The following is a 21282-nucleotide window of genomic DNA, read 5'->3' as shown; positions in this document are numbered from 1 at the left end:
GTCAGCCGGCTGGCACCCCGTTCCCCCCGGAGGAGCCGGCACCGCAGGTGTGCCGCGCGGAGCCGCACGAGCGATCATCCTGCCGCGGCGGCCAAGCCCTTGGACAGCACGGACGGCGTTCCCGGGCAACGGATGCCGCGGAGCACGGCCGAGGTCCACGGGACCGTGCCGTTCCCCCGGACGCGCCGGGGGGACGGCGCCGGCCGGTGCGGAAGGTTCGGCGGCATTGGCGGCCGGACGTCGCTCTGCGTCGTCCCGCTGTGGCGGGCGGTCGTGGCGGGCTCGGGTCCTGATGCGGTGCGGGGGCGGTCGTGGGAGTTTGGTCTCTCGGGGGCGGGCGACCGCGCGGAGCGGCCGTCCGGGGCGCGGCGGCGTAGCAGCCGCCGTGTCGTCGAACCGGTTCGGAGGTGCCCGATGACCGTGTCGATGGGAGTCGAGGAGGAGTTCCACATCGTCGATGTGGAGAGCCGGATGCTGGTGGCACGGGCTCACGAGGTGCTGGACCGCCTGCCGGACCGCAGCTTCACCGCCGAGTTCCTGCAGTCGGTCGTCGAGTCCAACAGCGGCGTGCACGCCTCGCTGGACGCTCTCCACGCCGACCTGATCCGGTCCCGGCGGACCCTGTCCGACGCCACCTCCCCCCTGGGTCTGGCGGTCGTCGCGGCCGGCACCGCGCCGATGGCCCGGATGGGGTCGGTGGACGCCACGCCGGACCCCCGGTACCTGCACATGGCAGACGAGTACCGCGCGGTGGCCGACGAGCAGCTGATCTGCAGTGCGCAGTTCCACGTGGACGTGCCCGACCGCGACACGGCCGTCCGCGCGATGTGCGTGGTCTCGCCCTGGCTGCCCACCCTGCTGGCGCTCTCCGCCAGCTCGCCCTTCTGGCTCGGCACGGACACGGGCTACGCCAGCTGGCGCACCCTGCTGTGGCAGCGCTGGCCCACCACCGGCCCGGTCGGCTGCTTCGACTCGGCGGCCGACTACGACGCGGCCGTGACGGGGCTGGTGCGCTCCGGAGTGATCAGTGACGCCGGGATGGTCTACTACGACATCCGGCCCTCCGCCCACCAGCAGACCCTGGAGCTGCGGGTCTGCGACGCCTGCCCCCGGGTGGAGACGGTGGTGATGATCGCCGGGCTGTTCCGCGCGCTGGTGGTCGACGCCTGCGAGGCCGTGCGGGGAACCGGCGGCTGTCAGCACGCCCGGCAGCAGTGGCTGCGCGCCATGACCTGGCGGGCCGCCCGTTCGGGGCTGGACGGCGGCCTCGTCGACCCGGACACCGGGCTGGCCCGGCCGGCCCGGGCCGTGGTCCGGTCGCTGCTGGCGCGGCTGCGGCCGGCCCTGGAGGAGTTCGGCGACTGGGACATCGTCTCGGGGCTGGCGGAGGAGACACTGGGCCAGGGCGACGCCGCCCACCAGCTGCGGCGGATCACCGCCGAGGGCGGCCTGACGGCGGCTGTCGACTTCCTGATCGCCGGTACCCGCGCGCCGCGCCCGGGTGCCGACCCCCGCGCGCGGTCCGGCCGCAGGGCCCTCTCCGCCCGCTACCGGCAGCACCAGGCCGCCCGGCTCGCGGCCCACGGATCGGGCGCTCCGCCGCACGGTACGGGCAGCACGACGGCCGCGGACGGACCGGGGTTCGCGGACGGCTGCGACCCGGCGGCGGCCACCGTCCTGCCGCCGGCCCCGCGCCACCGCTCGAACGGGGGTGAGGCGGCATGTGCGGGCTGAGCGGGGAGATCCGCTTCGACGGCGGGCGCCCGGACCTGGCGGCCGTGGAGCGCATGACCGACCGGCTGGCGGCCCGCGGGCCGGACGGCCGGGGGCTGTGGTCGCAGGGCGCCGTGGCGCTCGGCCACCGGCGCTTGAAGATCATCGATCTGTCGGAGCGCGGCGCCCAGCCGATGACCGACTCCGAGAGCCGGCTCACCGGCGTCTTCAACGGCTGCGTCTACAACTACCGGGAGCTGCGGAACGAGCTGGAGGGCCTCGGCCACCGCTTCTTCTCCACCTCCGACACCGAGGTGCTGCTCAAGGCGTACCGGCAGTGGGGCACGGCGTGCGTCGACCGCCTGTTCGGCATGTTCGCCTTCGCCGTGGCCGAGCTGGACACCGGCCGGCTGGTGCTCGCCCGTGACCGGCTCGGGATCAAGCCCCTCTACCTGGCGCAACGGGCGGGCCGGCTGCGCTTCGCCTCCTCGCTGCCCGCCCTGCTCGCGGGCGGCGGGGTGGACACCTCCCTCGACCCGGCCGCACTGCACCAGTACCTGACCCTGCACGGCACGGTGGCGGCACCGCGCACCGTGCTCGCCGGGGTGCGCAAGCTCCCGCCGGCCACCGTGCGGGTCGTGGAGCCGGGCGGCGGCCAGCACGACCGGTGCTACTGGCAGCCCTCCTACAGCCGCCGCCCCGAGCACGCGGGCATGGACGCCGCCGCCTGGCGGGAGGCCGTGCTCGACGCGCTGCGCACCGCCGTCCGGCGCCGTACGGTGGCGGACGTGCCGCTGGGCGTGCTGCTCTCCGGTGGTCTGGACTCCAGCCTGATCGTGGCGCTGCTCGCCGAAGCGGGCCAGCACGACCAGACCACCTTCAGTGTCGGGTTCGAGACGGAGCGCGGGGAGCAGGGCGACGAGTTCCGGTACTCGGACCTGGTGGCCAGGGAGTTCGCCACCGACCACCACCAGATCATGGTCCCCTCCGACCGGCTGCAGACCGCCGTGGACCGGGCGGTGGCGGCCATGAGCGAGCCGATGGTCAGCCACGACGTGGTCGCCTTCCACCTGCTGGCGGAACAGGTCTCCAAACACGTCAGCGTCGTGCAGAGCGGGCAGGGTGCCGACGAGATCTTCGCCGGGTACCGTTGGCACCCCGCGCTGGCGGCCGTGCCGCGCGAGCGGGAACCCGAGACCTTCGCCCGGGTGTTCTTCGACCGGTCGCACGCCGATCTGGGCCGGATCCTCCAGCCGGATCTGCTGGCGGACCACGACGCCTCCAGCGACCTGGTCCGCGCGCACATGGCGCCCGCGGGAGCCGAGACCGCCCTTGACGCGGCCATGCGGCTGGACACCCACGTCCTGATGATCGACGATCCGGTCAAGCGGGTCGACAACATGACCATGGACTGGGGTCTGGAGGCACGCGTGCCGTTCCTGGACCACGAGCTGGTCGAGCTGGCCGCCGCCTGCCCGCCCGAGCTCAAGCTCGCCCACGGGGGCAAGGGGGTCCTCAGGGACGCCGCCCGCAAGCTGCTGCCGCGCGAGGTGATCGACCGGCCCAAGGGCTACTTCCCCGTACCGGCGATCCGCCGGATGGCTCCGCCAGTGCTCGACCGGGTCCAACAGGCCCTGTCGGCCCCCGAGGCCCGGTCCCGGGGGGTCTTCCGGGAGGCCTACCTGGCCGAGCTGCTGGCCGCACCGGACGCCCACCGCACGGCGCGCGGGGCGAACGCGCTGTGGCAGGTGGCCCTGCTGGAGATGTGGCTGCAGTGCCACGGGATCGGCTGAGCGGGGAAGGGACCATGGTGGACCAGCGGGCGGATCCCGTGGCCTCGGCGCAGGCGGCCCCCCTGGCCGAGGCCCTCCCGGAGGCCCACGCCACCCCGGACGCGCACAGCCAGGTGATCGCCCACGGCTGCTGGTACCCCTCGGCGGACCCCACCGGCGGGCGGGTGGCCTTCATCTGCAACCGCGGCGGCGTACCGCAGCTGTGGACGGGATCGGCCGACGGCGACGACGTGCACCTCCTGGACACCGGGCTCGACCCGGTCATCGAGGTCTCCTGGTCCCCGGACGGCCGCTGGATCGCCTACACCACCGCCCCCGGCGGCGGCGAACACACGCGCGTGCTCTGCGTCCGGCCGGACGGCAGCGACCGCCGGGTGCTGGCCGGCGCCGTGGCGGGCAGCACCGCCTACCTCGGCCGCTGGACCCGCGACGGTACGGCCCTGGCCATCACCGCCACCGATCCGCCGGCCGGCTTCCCCAGCGCGGAGCACGGCGGCGCCGGCCCTCCCGCGCCGCACCAGGAGGCGCCCCCGGGCGAGTGGACCAGCCGCGACGGGCGCTCGGTGCCGCTCGGTGGCGCCCACCACGGTGAGGTCGGGACGCTGTTCACGGACGCCGGACCGCCGGGCCCGGCAGAGGCGTCGGCAGCGCTGCGCCCGCCGAGGCCGGCCCCCTACGAACCCGCTCCCGAGCCCCATCTCACGGGTGGGGGCCTGGCCGCGTACCTGGCCGATCCGGCCGGTGTGCGGCCTCCCGAACTCATCGCCACCGAACCGGCGGGCGCCACGCTGCGGGTGTGCGACACCACCCCGGACGGCCGGCTGGTCCTGCTGCTGCGAGGACCGCGCGGCGGGCGTGAGGCCGTGGTGCTGCGGACCACCAGCCGTGAGACGGCGTGCACGGTGCCGGTGGCCGACGGCGATCCCTGGATCGGCCGGTTCTCGCCCGACGGCCGGACGCTGTACCTGCGCAGCGACGCCGACCGCGAGTTCGCGGCTCTGGTCACCGCCGAGCTCGGACCGGACGGCGCCTGCCTGCGCCGTCTGGTGACCGCACAACGCGACGACGCCGACCTGGAGTTGCTCTCGGTCCAGGACGACGGCCGGAGCGCCGTCCTGGCGTGGAACGTGCACGGCCGCAGCGAGCTGGAGAGCATCACCCTGCCCGCCCCGTCCTGGGCCGGCGACGGCGACGACGGACGGCCCTCACCCGAACTCCCCCCGCGTCCGCTGCCCCTGGCGCACGAGGTGGTGACCCGGATCAGCCCGGCCGGCCCGCGGGGACTGGCGCTGGCCGTGTCCGGTTCCCTCCGCCGGCCCGGCGTCTGGCACGCGGTCGACGGCGCGTCACCGCTGCGCACCCCGTGGTCCTCGCGCGACGAGGACGCCGTCGCACCAGGCCGCCCGCCGGTGCGCCCCGAGCACCTGCGCCTGCGGGCCCGCGACGGGCTGGCGCTGGCCGGCTGGTACTACCGCGCCTCCGACCGTGACCCCGACCACCGGGCTCCGTGCGTCGTCCATCTGCACGGCGGACCCGAGCAGCAGGAACGGCCGGTGTTCGACCCGCTCTACCACGAACTGCTCGGCCGCGGCCTGGACGTCTTCGCACCCGACGTACGCGGTTCGCTGGGCGCGGGCCGCTCCTTCGTGAACGCCGACCTCGGACCGGGACGGTTCGCGGCGATCGACGACGTCGCGGACTGCGCGACGCACCTGATCACCCGCGGACTCGCCGACTCCCGGCGGCTGGCCGTGATGGGGCACTCCTACGGCGGCTACCTCACGCTGGCCTCCCTGGTCTGGCATCCGGAGCTGTTCCGCACCGGTGTCTCGGTGTGCGGCATGTCGGACTTCCTGACGTTCTTCGCCGGCACCGAGCCGTGGATAGCGCGCTCGGCCGCGGCCAAGTACGGCCATCCCGAGCGCGACCGGGATCTGTTGCACGAGCTGTCCCCGATGAGCCGGATCGACGCGCTCCGGGTACCGCTGCTGGCCGTCCACGGCGAGCACGACACCAACGTCCCGCCGGGCGAGTCCGAGCAGATGGTCCGGGCGGCCCGCCAACGGGGGATCCCCGCCGAACTGCTGATCCTGCCCAACGAGGGCCACGAGTTCAGGCGCACCCGCAGCCGGGTGCTGTTCCGCCGCAGCGCGGCCTCCTGGATCGAACGCCACCTCGCCGGCTGAACTCCGCCGGGCCGATCGGGCCGCGGGGCCTCACCAGACGCCGGGGACCAGGCGGTGGGTGCGGGCGGCGTAACCGGTGTAGGACGCACCGAGGGCCTGCGCGAGGATCCGCTCCTCGACCCGGATCCGGTAGCCGACGGCGAGGCCCAGTGCGCCCATCACCACGGCGAAGGAGGCGGCGTTGCCGAAGGAGAGCGTGGTGGCCGTGGCGGCGAGCAGGGCGCCGCTGTAGGCCGGGTGCCGCAGCCGGCGGTACGGGCCCCAGTCGACCACCTGGTGGCCCTCCTGGACGTGGACCGTGCCCCGGAAGAACCTGCCGAGGGTGTGGATCGACCACAGCCGCAGCGCGATCCCGGCCCAGGTGAGCACCAGCAGCGCCGGCAGTGCCCAGGCCACCGGGAAGGAGAGCCCGGGCAGCGCGCGGGCCGCCGGGCCGGCCAGTGCCAGGCTGCCACCGGACAGCACGGCGATGGCGAGCAGGGTCCGCCACTCGGTCCGCGCGGTCCGGCCACTGCGCCGGAACTGCCTCACCTGCAGCCATACTTCGGCCGCCACCCAGAGTGCCATAGTGACGGTGTAGGCCCACCGTACCGATTCCACCACGACGTTCCCCTCTCCAACTGCCCGTGTGGGTGCCACGAACGTCTCACCCCGGGCGGGTGGAGCGGCTCAACTCCACGGTGGAGAGGATTGGTTCAACTCCCGGGTGGAGACGGGGTGGAGAGCCGGGTGGAGGGCGCGGACCGGACCGGGCCGGCCACCCGGGCGCGCACACCTGGGCCCCTCAGGCCGTCGGCCCGCCGCGGCCTACGGGCGGGCCTGGGTGAAGGCGCCGCCGAGGTAGCGGTGCTCCGGGTCGTCCTCGGCCAACTCGCCGTGCTCGGCGAGCAGGGCGGGGGCGAAGACCTCGGCGTCGTCCTGCGGCCGGTAGCCGAGCGCGCGCGCCGGGGCGAGGTCCCACCAGCCACGGGTGTTGGCCGAGACGCCGTACACCACGGTGTGCCGGTGGCCGTCGAGCCGGGCGGTCAGCGCGGCGTGCACCAGTCGGCCGCAGTCGCCCGGGCTGAGCCAGGTGGCGAGTTGGCGGACGGTGGACGGCTCGGGGAAGCAGGAGCCGATCCGCACCGAGACGGTCTCGACGCCGTACCGGTCCGCGTAGAGCGAGGCGAGGTCCTCGCCGAAGCACTTGGACAGGCCGTAGTAGGTGTCCGGGCGGTGCGGGGTGTCGACGCCCACCGGACCGCCTCCGGGCGGGCGTTCGGTGAAGCCGACCGCGTGGTTGCTGCTGGCCAGGACGACCCGGCGCACCCCGGCCGCGCGAGCCGCCTCGTAGAGGTGGTAGCTGCCGGTGATGTTGGCCGCCAGGATCTCCGGGAACGGCGCCTCCACCGGGATCCCGGCGAGGTGCACGATCCCGTCCACCCCGCGGGCCGCCGCGGTCAGCGCCTCCAGGTCGGCGAGGTCGGCGGTGACCGCCGCCGGCTCGTCGGGCACCGGGACACGGTCGAGGAGGCGCAGACGGTAACCGTGGCGCGGCAGTTCGGCGCGCAGGATGGCACCGACCCCGCCGGCGGCACCGGTCATCAGCAGCTCCGGCACGGCGACCGACTCCATTCGCGCTCGCGGACAGGACCGACTCGAACCGGGCCGACGCTACTCCGCGAACCCCCTTGCCACCAGCGTTCTTGACGGTCGGTTCGGCCACCATCGACACCATCGCGGCGGCCACCGGCATGGGCACCGCCACCACGCTGCGCCGGCACTTCGACCGCACGGTCGGCGTGCCTCCGGACACCTACCGCCGCACCTTCCGCTCGCGGACCCGTCCCGACCCGAGCACCGGCGGACGACACCGCCGACGCCCCGGGTCCTGAGGACCGGGAAGGCCGGAGCGCCCAGCCGCACGCCTACGCCTTCCCCGGCCGGCCCCACAACCTGCGCACGGTCTCGAAGACCTTCTGGTCGTGCGAGATCTCGACCACGTTCCCGTCCGGGTCCCGCAGGGCGCAGACATAGCCGACCCACTCGGAGACGTCCTGCGGCTCCCAGTGCAGGCAGCCCAGTTCCCTCGCCCGCTCGGCGATCCGGTCGACCTCGGCGCGGCTGGGCACCTCGATGCCCAGGTGCGCGAAGGGGGCCAGCAGGCCGAGCCGCTTGCCGCTGTCCCGGTCGAAGGCCACCAGCACCAGTACGAACGGTGTCTCGTACTGGCCGGGGTTCGACAACCACGCGCTGCTGCCGTCGGCGTCCGCGAAGCGGGAGACCACCACGAGCGGCGTCAGCGCGGTGTAGAAGTCGATCGCACGGTCCAGATCACCGACCGGCAGCGCGATGTGCGTCCAGCGGGCCTGCGGCAGTGAGCCGTCCGTTCGCGGCGAGTTGTCCATTGCCCATACATCGCACGGCGGGACCGTCGGCGCCAAGGGGGCGTCCCGGCGCGCCGTGCGCCCCTTGTGCCTCCCGAGCGCCTACTGAAAACCCGATGATCCGACTATCGTTAGCTGACGAGACCTATCGAAGCACTCCGGACGGCGGCGACCCAGCCGAACACTCTCCAGGAGGCAGCGTGACCACCAGAGCCGCAACCGGCGGCAGAACCGGACGCGCGGGGACCTCGCGGTGGACCACGGACCCCGACCACCCCCACTACAAGTGGGTGGCGCTCTCCAACACGACCCTCGGCACGCTGATCGCGACCATCAACGCCTCGATCGTGCTGATCTCGCTGCCGGCCATTTTCAACGGCATCGGTCTGGACCCGCTGCAGCCCGGGAACGTCAGCTACCTGCTGTGGATGCTGATGGGATACATGCTGGTCACGGCCGTCCTGGTGGTCACCCTCGGGCGGCTGGGCGACATCCACGGCCGGGTGCGGATCTACAACGCCGGTTTCCTGGTCTTCACCGTCACCTCGGTGGCCCTCTCGCTCGACCCGCTGCACGGCGGGCCCGGCGCGCTGTGGCTGATCGGCTGGCGGGTGGTCCAGGCGGTCGGCGGCTCGATGCTGATGGCCAACTCGGCGGCGATCATCACCGACGCGTTCCCGGCCGACCGGCGCGGCATGGCGCTGGGCGTGAACATCGTGGCCGGCATCGCCGGCTCGTTCATCGGCCTGGTGCTGGGCGGGCTGCTCGCCGAGTGGGACTGGCGGTCGATCTTCTGGGTCAACGTGCCGATCGGCATCCTCGGCACGGTCTGGGCGTACCGGTCGCTGCACGACACCGGGGTCCGCCGGCCGGCCCGGATCGACTGGTGGGGCAACGTCACGTTCGCGTTCGGCCTGACCGCGCTGCTGGCCGCGATCACCTACGGCATCCAGCCGTACGGCGGCCACACCATGGGCTGGACCAACCCCTGGGTGCTCACCGGGCTGATCGGCGGCGTGGCGCTGCTGGTGGCGTTCTGCCTGGTCGAGTCCCGGGTCGCCGAGCCGATGTTCCCGCTGGCCCTGTTCCGCGACCCGGTCTTCGCCGGCGGGAACGCGGCCACCCTGTTGGGCTCGGTCGCCCGCGGTGGTCTGCAGTTCATGCTGATCATCTGGCTGCAGGGCATCTGGCTGCCGCTGCACGGCTACGACTACGCCGACACCCCGCTCTGGGCCGGCATCTACCTGGTCCCGCTGACCTTCGGCTTCCTCGCCGCCGGACCGATCTCCGGCTACCTGTCGGACCGGGCCGGGGCCCGGCTGTTCGCCGCCGGCGGGCTGGTGGTGATGGCCGTCTCCTTCGCGGGGCTGCTGGTGCTGCCGACCGACTTCGGCTACCCGTGGTTCGCGTTCCTGGTGTTCCTCAACGGTCTCGGCGGCGGCCTGTTCGCCGCGCCCAACACCTCGCTGATCATGTCGAGCGTGCCGGCCGGGGCCCGCGGCGCCGCCTCCGGCATGCGGGCCACCTTCCAGAACGCCGGCATGGTGCTGTCGATCGGCGTCTTCTTCTCGCTGATGGTGGCCGGACTGGCCGGGTCGCTGCCGCACACGCTCAGCTCGGGGCTCACCGCGCAGGGGGTGCCGGCCGGTGACGCGCACACCATCGCGTCGCTGCCACCGGTGGGCACGCTCTTCGCCGCGTTCCTCGGCTACAACCCGATCCAGCAGCTGCTGGGCCCGCACGTGCTCGGGCAGCTGCCGGCGGCCAACGCACGGACGCTGACCGGCCGGCAGTTCTTCCCGCAGCTGATCTCCGGGCCGTTCCACGACGGCCTGGTGGTGGTGTTCTGGCTGGCGATCGCGATGTCACTGGTCGCCGCGGCCGCCTCACTGGTGCGCGACCGGCCCAGCACGGGTCGCCCGCGGGCCGGCCGCGCGGGGACCGGGCGCCCGCGGCCGAGCCGGGAGGGGCGCGGCGGATCATGAGCGCGGTCGAGGGCGGCGGCACCGGGGCCGAGGCCGGCGGCGGCCTCTCCTCGGACGCCGTCGTCCGGCTCCGCCTGGTGATCGCCCGGCTCAACCGGCAGATGGCCCAGGCCTCCAGCGGGAAGGACCTGACCTTCGCCCAGCTCTCCGCGCTGGCCCGGATCGAGCAGCACGGGCCGCTGCGACTGGGCGAACTCGCCGCACGGGAACGGGTGGCCGTGCCGTCCATGATCCGCACGATCGGCCCGCTGACCGCCGACGGGCTGATCGCCAAGACCCCCGACCCGCTGGACGGCCGCTCCCAGCTGCTGGAACTCAGCCCGGCGGGCCTGGAGGCCATCACCCGGATCCGCCGCGAGCGCTCCGAGCTGCTGGCCCACCGCAGCGGGCGGCTCACGGCGGAGCAGTGCCGGGAGCTGGAGGCGGCCGTTCCGCTGCTGGAGCTCCTGCTGGACGAGCCCGAACCCGGCTGCCCCGCCCCCGGAGGCCCGGGCGCCACGGCTGGCTGACGCCTCGCCGTCAGCCCTCGGGACCCGGCTCCTCGGGATCCGACTCCTCGGGGGAGAGGTTCGGGATGTCGGCCCGGTACAGGCTGACCAGCAAGCCGTAGGCGTCACCCCGGGAGCTGTCGGTCGGGTACGGCTCGGCGCCCTGCTCCCGCAGCCGCGCGGCCAGCGCCTCGGCCTCGTCCGGCGTGAGCCAGAGGTGGCGCAGCACGGTGTGCTCGGTCCGGCCGGGCAGCATCTCGGCCAGGGCCGCGTTGATCAGGAACTCGCCGCCGACCTCGGCGTCGTCGGCCAGTTTGAAGCCGCGACTGACCAGCGCGAAGTACTGCTCGGTGCCACCGCGCACCTGCCGGGTCTCGGCCAGCCGGACCAGGCCGTCGAGACCCTGCGCGCGCTCCCCGCCGAGCCGGAGATCGACATCGCCTTCATCGACGCGGACAAGGTCGGCTACCCGCTCTACTACGAGGAGATCGTCCCGCGCCTGCGCCCCGGCGGCCTGGTCGTGCTGGACAACGTCTTCCTCGGCGGCCGCGTCCTCGATCCCGCCTACCAGGAGGAGCACCACCTGGCGATGCGCCGCCTCAACGACTTCATCGCCGCCGACGACCGGGTCGACGCGGTGATGCTCCCCGTCCGCGACGGCGTCACGCTGGCCCGGAAGCGCTGACCCGGGCCGGGGCACGGATCAGGGTGACGGCGGCGATCACCCCTCTCCCGGCCGACCTCGAGGACCGGCCCGACTTCGGGAATCAGTAGGATCACCCGAATGTCACAGGAGCGAACGAGAACGGCGGAACCCCCGACGGCCACCGGTCTCCTCGACGCCGGCGTCAACGTGTTCGCCCTGGCCGTCGCGGTGGCGAACGTGATCATGCAACTCGCACGCCTGCCGATCGCCTACGGAGTGATCGAGAGCAAGGTCGAGCACGGCCGGATAGACCGCCATCCGTTCAAGCGGATGCGCACCACGCTGAGCTACCTCGTGATCGCGCTGTTCGGCACCGACGCGGAGCGCGCCGTGATGCGCCACGAGGTCAACCGGTCCCACCGCCGGGTGCGTTCGGACGCCGACAGCCCCGTCGACTACACCGCCTTCGACCGCGAACTCCAACTCTGGGTCGCCGCCTGCCTCTTCTGGGGCCTGGAGGACTTCCACCAGCGGATGCACGGCCCCCAGCCGGCCGAAGCCCGGGAGGCGCTGTACCAGGCCGGCGCGCGGCTCGGCACCACCCTGCAGGTCACCGAGAGCATGTGGCCCGCCGACCGGGCCGCGTTCGAGGAGTACTGGAACGCCTCACTGGAAGGGCTGTCGATGGACGACACCAGCCGTGCGTTCCTGCACCGGCTGGCGGGCCTGGCCTTCCTCCCCGCTCCCCTGCGCCTGCCACTGGGGTCCTTCCACCGCTTCCTCACCACCGGCTTCCTGCCGCCGCGCTTCCGCGAGGAACTGCGCCTCCCGTGGAGCGACCGCCGCCAGCGGGCCTTCGACGCCTACGTCACCACCACCGCCCGCGTCTCCCGGGCCCTCCCCCGCCCGGTCCGCCAGTTCCCGTGGAACCTCATCCTCCGGGACGCCCGTCGCCGCATCCGGCAGGGACGCCCCATCGTCTGACCGCGACCGGTGCCGGCCGACTCCGGCCGGCACGGCGCCCAACTCCCGCCCAGGCGGAGCCTCGCCGCGCCGGTGACGGGCCGGCCGGGACTCCCCGCACCGCCCCGGCCCGCGGACCCAGCCGGCCGCCGGGCTTCGAAGCGCCCCGCTACCGGCCGGCGACCGGGCGCCGGCAGCGGGGCAGCGCGACCTCGTCCCAGATCCCGTCCAGCGCCCGGACGAAGCCCCGTACCTCGTCGGCGCTGTGCACCGCCCCGGGGGCGATCCGCAGGATCTCCTCCCCGACCCGCACGCTCGGCGCGTTGATCGCCTGGACGTAGCAGCCGTGGCGCTCCAGCAGGAGGCCGGAGATCTCCTTGCACACGCCCTCGTCCCCGACGAGCACGGAGACGATGTGGGAGCGGTCGGACAGGAAGGGGATGCCCCGCTCGGTCAACAAAGTGTGCGTCAACCGCGCGTTCGCCCACAGTCGCTGCCGCTCCCGGTCCGACGTCCGCAGGTGCCGGACCGCCGCGAGCGCGCCGGCCACCACCGCCGGCGGCAGCGCCGTGGTGAAGATGAAGGGGCGGGACAGGCTCCGCACCGTGTCCACCACCGCGGCCGGACCGGCGATGTAGCCCCCGACGGTACCGAACCCCTTGGCCAGCGTGCCCATGACGACGGTGAACTCGTCCGCGAGTCCGAGGCTGGCCGCGATGCCGGCCCCCTGCGGTCCGTACATGCCGACCGCGTGCACCTCGTCGAGGAAGGTCATCGCCCCGTGGCGCTTGGCTATGTCGGCGATCTGCGCCAGGGGGGCGATGTCGCCCGCCATCGAGTAGACGGACTCCATCACGATCAGTTTCGGACGGTCGGGGTCGGCGGCGGAGATCAGTTCCTCGAGGTGGGCCGGGTCGTTGTGGCGGAAGATGCGCTTCTCCGCGCCGCTGTGCCGCAGTCCGTCGATGATGGAGGCGTGGTTCGACTCGTCCGACAGGACGAGGCAGCCGTCCATGCGGGCGGGCAGGACGGACAGCGCGCCGTCGTTCGCGGTGTACCCGGAGGTGAAGAGCAGCGCGTCCTCCTTGCCGTGCAGATCGGCCAACTCCTGCTCCAGCAGGACGTGGTAGCCGTTGGTGCCGGCAATGTTCCGGGAGCCGCCCGCCCCGGCCCCGAGCTCGTCGAGGGCCTGTCGCACCGCCGCCATCACCAGGGGGTGCTGGCCCATGCCCAGATAGTCGTTGCTGCACCAGACCCTGATGTCGCGAACCGCGCCGTCCCGCTCGTGCCGCGCCATCGGAAAATTCCCGGCCTGTCGGGCGATCTCGAGGAATTCTCGTTTCCCGACCGCCTGCTCCGGTTTCTGCGCGTCGTGCGGGAAGAAATCCCGGTAATGGGTCATGACGTCTACTCGCTCTCTCGGAACCGTCACGGAACGGGGCTCGCCCCCAAGGTCGGCGACACGCACCGGAGCTCGGTCGCGCGACACCTCGCATCGCCTGCGGCTGCCCGATCCGCGGCGGCGGGCAGGCGGAAACCGCCCGGTCGGCACGGTACGGCCCGCCCGGCCCGCGACGGGAGCCGGATTCCTTCGGCTTCCCGACATCATCCCCGGGCGGCATATCATTTCGATGGCGTAGCCCGCGACATTGCCCCGGAACCAGGAGTTCCGCCGGGCCGCGGGAAATACTCCGGCGGATGTTCCGCAAAGCCGGTCGAAATGCCCGGCCCCGGTGCTATGCTCGCCGAAATCACACCCACCTGACGGGAATTTCGCATGTCTGCGAGTGACACCTACGTCAACCAGGTTCTCCAGGTGCTTTCCACCGAGCCCAAGAAGATCGTGCTGTCCTGGCGGGGCACCGCGGTCACCGCGGCGGAGTTCACCACCGGCGTCCGATCGGCGGCCGAGGTCCTGCGCCGGCGGCACGGCGAGGACGGCCTCGACGGCGGCGCGGGCCCGGTCGTCGCCGTGCTCACCGTGACCAACTCCCCCGCCACGCTGATCCTGCGGTACGCGGCGAACCTGACCGGGGCCACGGTGGTCCACCTGCACACCACCAACGCGGTGGACCCGGGCGACCGGCTGACCAGGAACGCCGAGCTGCGCATCCTGACGGACACCCACGCGACCGTGCTGGCCGTGGACGCGGAGCACCTGGCGGCGGCCCGGGAGCTGCGCGACCTGCTGCCGAACCCCCCGGTGCTGGCCGCGCTCGGCGACCTCGGCCCCGACGTCCTCGACCTGAGCGCCGGCGACGAGGCCGCGTTCGACCCGACCGCCGTGGACGTCCTGCCGGACCGGGCCGCCGTGGTGACCTACACCAGCGGCACCACGGGCCAGCCCAAGGGCATCGCGGTCGACTTCCGCACGCGCAACGGCTTCATCGTCGCCGGTCTGCGGATGAAGTGGCGCTCGGTCTACCTGGCCACCCTTCCGATGAGCCATTCCAGCGGCGCGACGGCCGACGACTCGCTGGCCTCCGGCGGCAGCGTGGTGCTGCACGACGGCTTCGAGGCCGGCGAGGTCCTGCGAGCCGTACGGGAGCACCGCGTCTCGCGGCTGCTGGTCTCCCCGCCACAGCTCTACCAGCTCCTGGACCACCCGGACCTGGCCGCCACCGACCTGTCGGCCCTCACGATGCTGTGCTACACCGGCTGCCCGGCCTCGCCGGAGCGGCTGGGCGAGGCGGTCAAGGTCTTCGGCCCCGCTCTCGTCCAGGTCTACGGCAGCAGCGAGGCCGGCGCGATCAGCATGCTGACGCCCGCCGAGCACCTGGAGGCCGACCTGCGAACCACCGTCGGGCGGCCGCTGGCCGGCGAGGTGCGCATCCGTGATCCGCACGGCCACCACGACCTGCCCGTGGGCGAGGTCGGTGAGGTCTGCGTCCGCTCGCCGTTCGCGATGCGCGAGTACCTGAACGACCCCGAACTCACCGCTCGGACCGTCCGGGACGGCTGGGTCCACACCGGCGACCTCGGCCGCCTCGACGAGCACGGCTACCTCCGACTGCACGGCCGGATGTCCGACGTGATCAAGACCAACGGGATCAAGGTCTATCCGACCGCGGTCGAGAACGTCCTGCTGTCCCACCCGGACGTGGTCCAGGCCGCCGTGTTCGGCGTCCCGGACGCGGACCACGTCGAACACCTGCACGCCGCCGTCGTCCTGCGCGCCGGGGGCGACGCCTCGTCGGCGGACCTGCGCGAGCACGTAGCCGCCGAGCTCTCCCCCAAGCAGGCCCCGGCCGTCATCGACCTCCGCACGCGGTTGCCGCTCACCGGCACCGGCAAGCCGGACCGGGCCCGGCTGGTCTCGGACACCACCCGTGGTCGGCCATGACCGTGTCCCTGGCCACCGTCCTGGCCGAGTCCGCACACCGCCGGCCGGACCACGCGGCCCTGGTCCTCGACGGCCGGCGGATCACTTACCACGAACTGTGGCGCGACGCGCGGCGCTACGCGGCGGTGCTGCGCGGGCACGGGCTCGGCCCCGGCGCCAGGATCGCCCTGCTGCTGCCCAACACCGCGCACTTCCCGCTGGCCTACTTCGGGGTGCTGGCGCTGGGCGCCGTGGCCGTGCCGGTCAACCCCCTGCTGCGCGCGGAGGAGATCGCCCACGTCCTGCGGGACAGCGCGGCGGCGGCGCTGATCTGCGCCGCCACGGAGCTCGGCGAGGGCGCCGAGGCGGCCGACGCCACCGGGACGCCGCTGTTCACGGTGGCGGTGGAGCGGGAGGGCGGTGCGCCGCGTCTGGACGTGCTGGCCGGGCGGGCCGAGCCGATCGCCGCGGAGGTCCAGCGCGAACCCGGTGACCTCGCGGTGGTGCTCTACACCTCCGGCACCACCGGAAGGCCCAAGGGCGCCATGCTCACCCACCGCAACCTGGTGACGAACGTCGCGACCACGATGCTCTCGCCGTTCGCCTTCCAGGCCCGCGACGTCCTGCTCGGCTGCCTGCCGCTGTCCCACACCTTCGGCCAGATCTGCGGGATGAGCACCTGCTTCCGGGCCGGCGCCACCCTGGTGCTGATGCCGAGGTTCGACGGCCCGCGGGCGCTGGACCTGATGGTGCGCGAGCGGTGCACGCTGATGATGGGGGTGCCGACCATGTACCTCGCGCTGCTCGCCGCCGCCCGGAGCGACCCGCGGCGGCCACCGCTCGACCGGGTGTTCTCCGGCGGGGCCGCGCTGCCGGTGGCGGTCCTGGAGGAGATCCGGGCGACCTTCGGCTGCCCGGTCTACGAGGGCTACGGCCTGACCGAGACCTCACCGGTGGTGGCCTACAACCAGCCGGCCTGGCCGACCAGACCGGGAACCGTGGGCCGGCCGATCCGGGGCGTCGACGTCGCGATCGCCAGGGCCGAGGTCGAGGGCCGCATCGAACTGCTGCCGGCCGGCGAGGTCGGCGAGGTCGTCATCCGCGGCCACAACGTGATGGCCGGGTACCTGAACCGGCCGGAGGCGACCGCCGAGGTGATCGTCGACGGCTGGTTCCGTTCCGGCGACCTCGGACGCCTGGACGCCGACGGGTACCTGTCCATCGTCGACCGCAAGAAGGATCTGATACTGCGCGGCGGCTACAACGTCTACCCGCGCGAAGTGGAGGAGGTGCTGACGCGCCACCCGGCGATCGCCCAGGTCGCGGTGGTCGGCCTGCCGCACGAGCGGCACGGCCAGGAGGTGTGCGCCTTCGTGCTGGTCCGCCCCGGCATCCGCGCGGACGCCGTCCTGGCCGAGGAGATCGTCGCCTGGGCCAGGACGCGTCTGGCGGCCTACAAGTACCCGCGCCGCGTGGAGTTCCTCCACGCCTTCCCGCTCGGCCCCGGCGGAAAGGTCCTCAAACGGGAACTGCTCTCCCGCTCCGGCCGCTGACCCCCGCCGGGCCCGTTCACCGGCGCCGGGGAGCGCGCGTGCGACGTGCCGGCCCGCACCGAGCCGAAGGCCCGCGAGCCGGTCCCGGCGCGCGGTTCACAGGTCCAGGACGAGGTCGGCCGGTGGCTGTGAGCAGCAGATGAGGGCGTTCCCCTCGGCCGGTGCCTCGATCGGTTCCGGTGAGTAGTCGACGCGGCCCTGGAGCACGGCGGTCTCGCAGGTGTGGCAGACGCCGGTGCGACAGGACCACCGGGTGGGGACGTCGCAGGCCTCGGCGAGTTCGAGCAGTGTCCGGTACTCCGGGTGCCAGGGCACGGCCAGGCCGCTGCGGGCGAACGAGACGGTCGGCCCCGGCCGTCCCCCGGGTGGGTGGGCGGGAAGGTGCGGGGCGCGTGCGGCCGCGGGCAGCACGCCGGGGGTGATGGCGGACAGTGCGCCGAAGGTCTCGGTGTGGATCCGGCTGGCATCGATCCCAGCGGCGACCAGGGCGGCGGACACGTCCCGCATGAACGCGGTGGGCCCGCAGATGTAGGCGTCCGCGTCCCGGGGAAGGCCGAGGTCGCGCAGCTGCTGGGCGGAGATCCGGCCGCCCGCCGTGTAGTCGATGCCCGGGCGGTCACCGGCGCGCGGTCTGCTGTACGAGACGTGGGCGTGGCCGGCGGGCAGTTCGGCCAGGAGGGCCCGCGTCTCCTCGGCGAAGGGATGGCTGTCGCCGTCCCGTGCTCCGTGCACCCACCACACCTGACGCCGGGACCGCGCGTCGGCGAGGGCGTGCAGCATGGCCAGGACCGGGGTGGCACCGACACCGGCGGAGAGCAGCAGGACCGGGGAGTCACCGGCCGCGAGGATGAACGTGCCCCGTGGCGCCGCGACGTCCAGGACGTCGCCCGCCGTCACGTGCCGTCGCAGGTAGCCGCTGGCGGCGCCGTGCGGCTCCTGCTTCACGCTGATCCGGTACTCGGCGGCGCCCGGTCGACCCGACAGCGAGTAGCTGCGGATCAAGGCGGGACCCGCCGCCTCCGGCCGCAGCCGCAGCGTGAGGAACTGGCCCGGAAGTGCCGCCGGAAGCGGGAGGCCGTCGGTCGAGGCCAGGGTCAGCGAGAAGATGTCGCGGCTCTCCGGGGTGACGCGGGCGACCCTGAGCGGGCGGAACCCCGGCCAGGCCGGTGGCGGGCTGTTCGCGGCCGGGGTCAGGCCGGTGTTCCCGGCAGTCGCGCCGAGCCCGCGGAGGTCGTTGTCGAGCAGGGTCCGCAGCGAGTCCTGCCAACCGGGGCTCAGCGCGGGAATGCGCAGCGCACGCTCCAGTTGGGGCCGACGGTGGCCGGGCAGGTAGAGCAGGGCGTCCATTTCCACGACGGTCATCCCCTCCGGCCCCGAGGCGATCTTCACGATCTCGTCCCCGGCCTCCACCTGGCCTTCGGTGAGCACGCGCAGGTAGAAGCCCGGGCGGCGGTGGGACACCAGCAGGGCCGCCATCCGGGGCTCCTCCATCCGCAGGCCCACGCGGTAGCACGTCACGCGGGGCTGGGTGACCTCGAAGACCGCACTCCCGATCCGGTAGCGGTCCCCGATGCACACCTCGTCGTCGGGCAGCCCGTCCACGGTGAAGTTCTCGCCGAACTGGCCGAACGTGAAGTCGTCCCGCTTCAGCTCCCGCTGCCAGTAGCGGTAGGAGTCGATCTGGTACACCAGCACGGCACGCTGCTCGCCGCCGTGCCCGGCCAGGTCGCCCTGGCCGTCGCCTTCCAGATTGAGCCGCCGAACCGTCCTGGGGCCGGTGACGGGCTGCTTCCAGATCCCGGTACGCGTGATCCGGCCGTGCCAGGAGACGTCCTTGGGCAGACCGACGTTGACCGCGAGCAGAGTGGCCATGTCACACCTTCTTCCATGCTCCCACCGGACGCGGGTGCCCGCCACGGCGGCGGTGTCGCCTGAACTGCCCCTGCGGGAAGTGCCCTTCACGGAGCTGCCCGAGTCTGCGCGGGTACGGCCGACCGGGCGCGGCACCGGCTGACCGGGGTCGGCGGAGCGGGATGCCGGGGGCGTACCGGCGCGATCCGGGTCGCCGGTTGCCCGCTGGACGGTGGTGCGCGCGGCGCCGGGGTGGTGGGGAACCGTCAGATTTATATCGCTCTCTTGACTGGCGTCACGGCCACGCCATACTTGCCTTGTCCCCGCACGCTCCCCCGCTCGCCCGATCGAGGTGCCGCCGATGGAGCTCTCCCCTTCCGCGCACGTGGACACGTTCTGTCGCGACCACCTTCCACCCGCCGAACAGTGGCCCGAACTACTCTGCGAGTTGCCCGAGTTGGCCTATCCGGACCGACTCAACTGCGCGCAGGCGCTGCTGGACGACACCATCGCGCGGTTCGGTCCCGACCGGCGCGCGCTGCTCAGCCCGAGCGAGGAGTGGAGCTACCGCGAACTGCTGGACCGCGCCGACCGGGTGGCCCGGGTGCTGACCGAGGACCTCGCCCTGCTGCCCGGCAACCGGGTGCTGCTGCGCGGGCCCAACACCCCCTGGCTGGTGGCCTGTTGGCTGGGCGTGTTGAAGGCCGGCGGGGTGGTGGTGACCACCATGGCACTGTTGCGCTCGCCCGAGCTGACCACGATCCACGAGATCAGCACGCCCGTCGTCGCCCTCTGCGACCACCGCTGGACCGACGAGCTGCTGCGAGCCGACACCCCGGGGCTGACCGTGGTCGGCTACGGCGGCCCGGGGGCCCAGGACCTGACGGCACGCTGCGCCGCGAAGCCGGCCAGCGGCTTCACCGCCGTGCCCACCGCCGCCGACGACGTCGCGCTGATCGCCTTCACCTCCGGCACCACCGGCCGGCCCAAGGCCACCCTGCACTTCCACCGGGACGTCCTGGCCATCGCCGACACCTTCTCCCGGCACGTGCTGCGCCCGACCCCCGACGACCTGTTCACCGGCACGCCCCCGCTGGCCTTCACCTTCGGCCTGGGCGGGCTGGTGGTCTTCCCGCTGCGGGCCGGCGCCGCCGCACTGCTGCTGGAGCAGGCCTCGCCGGAGCAGCTCGCCGAGGAGGTGGCGCGGCACCGGGCGAGCGTGCTGTTCACCGCGCCGACCGCCTACCGGGCCCTGCTGGCAGCCCACCTGACCGACCGACTGGGCTCGCTGCGGCGGTGCGTGTCGGCCGGGGAACACCTGCCGGCGACGGTCTGGGAGGCCTTCCACGCGGCGACCGGACTACGGCTGATCGACGGCATCGGCGCCACCGAACTGCTGCACGTCTTCATATCCGCGGCCGACGCCGACATCCGCCCGGGCGCCACCGGCCGTCCGGTCCCCGGCTACCGGGCCGCGGTGCTGGACGAGGAGGGCACGCCGGTTCCGGACGGGACGCCCGGGCGGCTGGCGGTGAAGGGCCCGACCGGCTGCCGCTACCTGCGCGACGAGCGCCAGCCGGGCTACGTGCGCGACGGATGGAACCTCACCGGGGACACCTACGTCCGCGACCCGGACGGCTACTTCTGGTACCAGGCGCGCACCGACGACATGATCGTCTCAGCCGGCTACAACATCGCCGGGCCCGAGGTCGAGCGGGTGCTGGCCGAGCACCCGACGGTGGCGGACTGCGCGGTCACCGGGGCACCGGACGAGCGGCGCGGGACCGTCGTCAAGGCCTACGTGGTGCCGCGCGAGGGCGCGCCGACCGGGCCGGCGGCGGTGCGCGAACTGCAGGAGTTCGTCAAGCGGACCATCGCGCCGTACAAGTACCCGCGTGCCGTCGAGTTCGTCCCGGCCCTGCCACGCACCACCACCGGCAAGCTGCACCGCGGCGAGCTCCGCCGCTGGGCCCGACTCCCCCTCGGGCGACCCGAGTTGGCCAGCGTCTCGGTGGAGCGGCGGGTGGAGTGGTCGGACACCGACGCGGCCGGTCACTACCACTTCTCCGCGGTGCAGCGCTGGGCCGAGGCGGCGGAGTCGGTACTGCTGCGCCGGCTCGGGCTGGCCGACCTGTTCGGGCGCATCCCACGGGTGCGCTTCGAGGCCGACTACCGCGAGCGGCTCTGGTTCGGCGACCCGGTGCGGATCGAGCTGCGGGTGGCGCGGGTGGGCACCACCTCGCTGCAGTACTCCTTCGACGTGCACGGGCCGACCGGCATCGCCGCCAGCGGCCGGATGACGGTGGCGCACGCGGCCCCGCGTGAGCCGGGCTCGGTGCCCTGGCCCGAGCCGGTGCGCCGGGCGCTGGCGGAGTCCGGTCCGCAGGCCGCCGAGTCCTACCGCTGATCCCCAACC

General features: G+C 73.5%; 16 protein-coding genes and 2 pseudogenes. 12 read left to right on the top strand and 6 right to left on the bottom strand.

Features of this window, described 5'->3' with window-relative positions; genetic code table 11:
* Positions 1–414: 414 nt before the first annotated feature.
* The 3 genes from ACIGXM_RS27540 to ACIGXM_RS27530 are packed head-to-tail and all read left to right on the top strand — an operon-like array spanning position 415 to position 5692.
* A complete protein-coding gene (locus ACIGXM_RS27540; RefSeq protein WP_396565411.1) occupies positions 415–1734 on the top strand; it encodes a glutamate--cysteine ligase in 1320 nt (439 codons plus the stop codon).
* Positions 1722–3506 (top strand): N-acetylglutaminylglutamine amidotransferase, encoded by a 1785-nt coding sequence (locus tag ACIGXM_RS27535; protein WP_396565409.1) that lies wholly within the window; start codon positions 1722–1724, stop codon positions 3504–3506. The genes ACIGXM_RS27540 and ACIGXM_RS27535 overlap by 13 nt, the downstream gene beginning before the upstream one ends.
* Before the next feature lie 14 nt (positions 3507–3520).
* A complete protein-coding gene (locus tag ACIGXM_RS27530; RefSeq protein ID WP_396565407.1) occupies positions 3521–5692 on the top strand; it encodes a S9 family peptidase in 2172 nt (723 codons plus the stop codon).
* 30 nt (positions 5693–5722) lie between these two features.
* Here the strand turns inward: ACIGXM_RS27530 and ACIGXM_RS27525 are convergent, their stop codons facing one another.
* Together ACIGXM_RS27525 and ACIGXM_RS27520 are read right to left on the bottom strand one after the other, a co-directional pair.
* Entirely contained in the window at positions 5723–6259 is a 537-nt protein-coding gene (locus ACIGXM_RS27525; protein WP_396565405.1) for a methyltransferase family protein, read from the bottom strand.
* A gap of 240 nt (positions 6260–6499) precedes the next feature.
* Positions 6500–7306, bottom strand: coding sequence for an NAD-dependent epimerase/dehydratase family protein (locus tag ACIGXM_RS27520; protein WP_396565403.1), 807 nt, complete (start codon positions 7304–7306; stop codon positions 6500–6502).
* Positions 7307–7395: 89 nt separating this feature from the next.
* On the opposite strand from ACIGXM_RS27520, the pseudogene ACIGXM_RS27515 reads away from it, so the two are divergent.
* Positions 7396–7566 (top strand): annotated as a pseudogene (locus ACIGXM_RS27515) (AraC family transcriptional regulator); the annotation flags it as partial.
* 33 nt (positions 7567–7599) lie between these two features.
* Here ACIGXM_RS27515 and ACIGXM_RS27510 read toward each other — a convergent pair.
* On the bottom strand, positions 7600–8079 hold the full coding sequence (locus ACIGXM_RS27510) for a VOC family protein (protein WP_396565401.1): 480 nt from the start codon (positions 8077–8079) through the stop codon (positions 7600–7602).
* 95 nt (positions 8080–8174) lie between these two features.
* Here ACIGXM_RS27510 and ACIGXM_RS27505 point away from each other — a divergent pair, with 95 nt between their 5' ends.
* Both ACIGXM_RS27505 and ACIGXM_RS27500 read left to right on the top strand, forming a co-directional pair.
* Positions 8175–10043, top strand: a complete 1869-nt coding sequence (locus ACIGXM_RS27505; RefSeq protein WP_396565399.1) for an MFS transporter — start codon at positions 8175–8177, stop codon at positions 10041–10043.
* Entirely contained in the window at positions 10040–10552 is a 513-nt protein-coding gene (locus ACIGXM_RS27500) for a MarR family winged helix-turn-helix transcriptional regulator (RefSeq protein ID WP_396565397.1), read from the top strand. Before ACIGXM_RS27505 ends, ACIGXM_RS27500 begins: the two co-directional genes overlap by 4 nt.
* A gap of 10 nt (positions 10553–10562) precedes the next feature.
* On the opposite strand, the gene ACIGXM_RS27495 is transcribed toward ACIGXM_RS27500, so the two are convergent.
* Complete coding sequence (locus ACIGXM_RS27495) at positions 10563–10760, bottom strand: hypothetical protein (protein ID WP_396565395.1); 198 nt, start codon at positions 10758–10760, stop codon at positions 10563–10565.
* Between ACIGXM_RS27495 and ACIGXM_RS27490 the strand changes: the two genes are divergently transcribed.
* Both ACIGXM_RS27490 and ACIGXM_RS27485 read left to right on the top strand, forming a co-directional pair.
* On the top strand, positions 10749–11216 hold the full coding sequence (locus ACIGXM_RS27490) for an O-methyltransferase (RefSeq protein ID WP_396565393.1): 468 nt from the start codon (positions 10749–10751) through the stop codon (positions 11214–11216). The genes ACIGXM_RS27495 and ACIGXM_RS27490 overlap by 12 nt on opposite strands.
* A 99-nt stretch (positions 11217–11315) precedes the next feature.
* Complete coding sequence (locus ACIGXM_RS27485) at positions 11316–12161, top strand: oxygenase MpaB family protein (protein WP_396565391.1); 846 nt, start codon at positions 11316–11318, stop codon at positions 12159–12161.
* A gap of 148 nt (positions 12162–12309) precedes the next feature.
* Here the strand turns inward: ACIGXM_RS27485 and hemA are convergent, their stop codons facing one another.
* Positions 12310–13542, bottom strand: a complete 1233-nt coding sequence (gene hemA / locus ACIGXM_RS27480; RefSeq protein WP_396565389.1) for a 5-aminolevulinate synthase — start codon at positions 13540–13542, stop codon at positions 12310–12312.
* A 375-nt stretch (positions 13543–13917) separates the two neighbouring features.
* Between hemA and ACIGXM_RS27475 the strand changes: the two genes are divergently transcribed.
* On the top strand, positions 13918–15483 hold the full coding sequence (locus ACIGXM_RS27475; RefSeq protein WP_396565388.1) for a class I adenylate-forming enzyme family protein: 1566 nt from the start codon (positions 13918–13920) through the stop codon (positions 15481–15483).
* The gene (locus ACIGXM_RS27470; protein WP_396565386.1) at positions 15480–17015 is read left to right on the top strand and encodes a long-chain fatty acid--CoA ligase; all 1536 of its coding nucleotides are present in this window, start codon (positions 15480–15482) and stop codon (positions 17013–17015) included. The genes ACIGXM_RS27475 and ACIGXM_RS27470 overlap by 4 nt, the downstream gene beginning before the upstream one ends.
* Positions 17016–17111: 96 nt before the next feature.
* On the opposite strand, the gene ACIGXM_RS27465 is transcribed toward ACIGXM_RS27470, so the two are convergent.
* Positions 17112–18887, bottom strand: a complete 1776-nt coding sequence (locus ACIGXM_RS27465; protein ID WP_396565384.1) for an MOSC domain-containing protein — start codon at positions 18885–18887, stop codon at positions 17112–17114.
* 340 nt (positions 18888–19227) lie between these two features.
* Here ACIGXM_RS27465 and ACIGXM_RS27460 point away from each other — a divergent pair.
* Both ACIGXM_RS27460 and ACIGXM_RS27455 read left to right on the top strand, forming a co-directional pair.
* Positions 19228–20829, top strand: a pseudogene (locus tag ACIGXM_RS27460) (AMP-binding protein); the annotation flags it as partial.
* Between the two features lie 48 nt (positions 20830–20877).
* Positions 20878–21273: an acyl-CoA thioesterase gene (locus ACIGXM_RS27455; RefSeq protein ID WP_396565525.1), complete on the top strand. Its 396-nt coding sequence runs from the start codon at positions 20878–20880 to the stop codon at positions 21271–21273.
* Positions 21274–21282: the final 9 nt, after the last annotated feature.

Source organism: Kitasatospora sp. NPDC052896 (assembly GCF_044547075.1).
Classification (GTDB): domain Bacteria; phylum Actinomycetota; class Actinomycetes; order Streptomycetales; family Streptomycetaceae; genus Kitasatospora.
The sequence above is the reverse complement of the archived record's forward strand: the minus strand, read 5'-3'. Positions and strand labels throughout refer to the sequence as shown.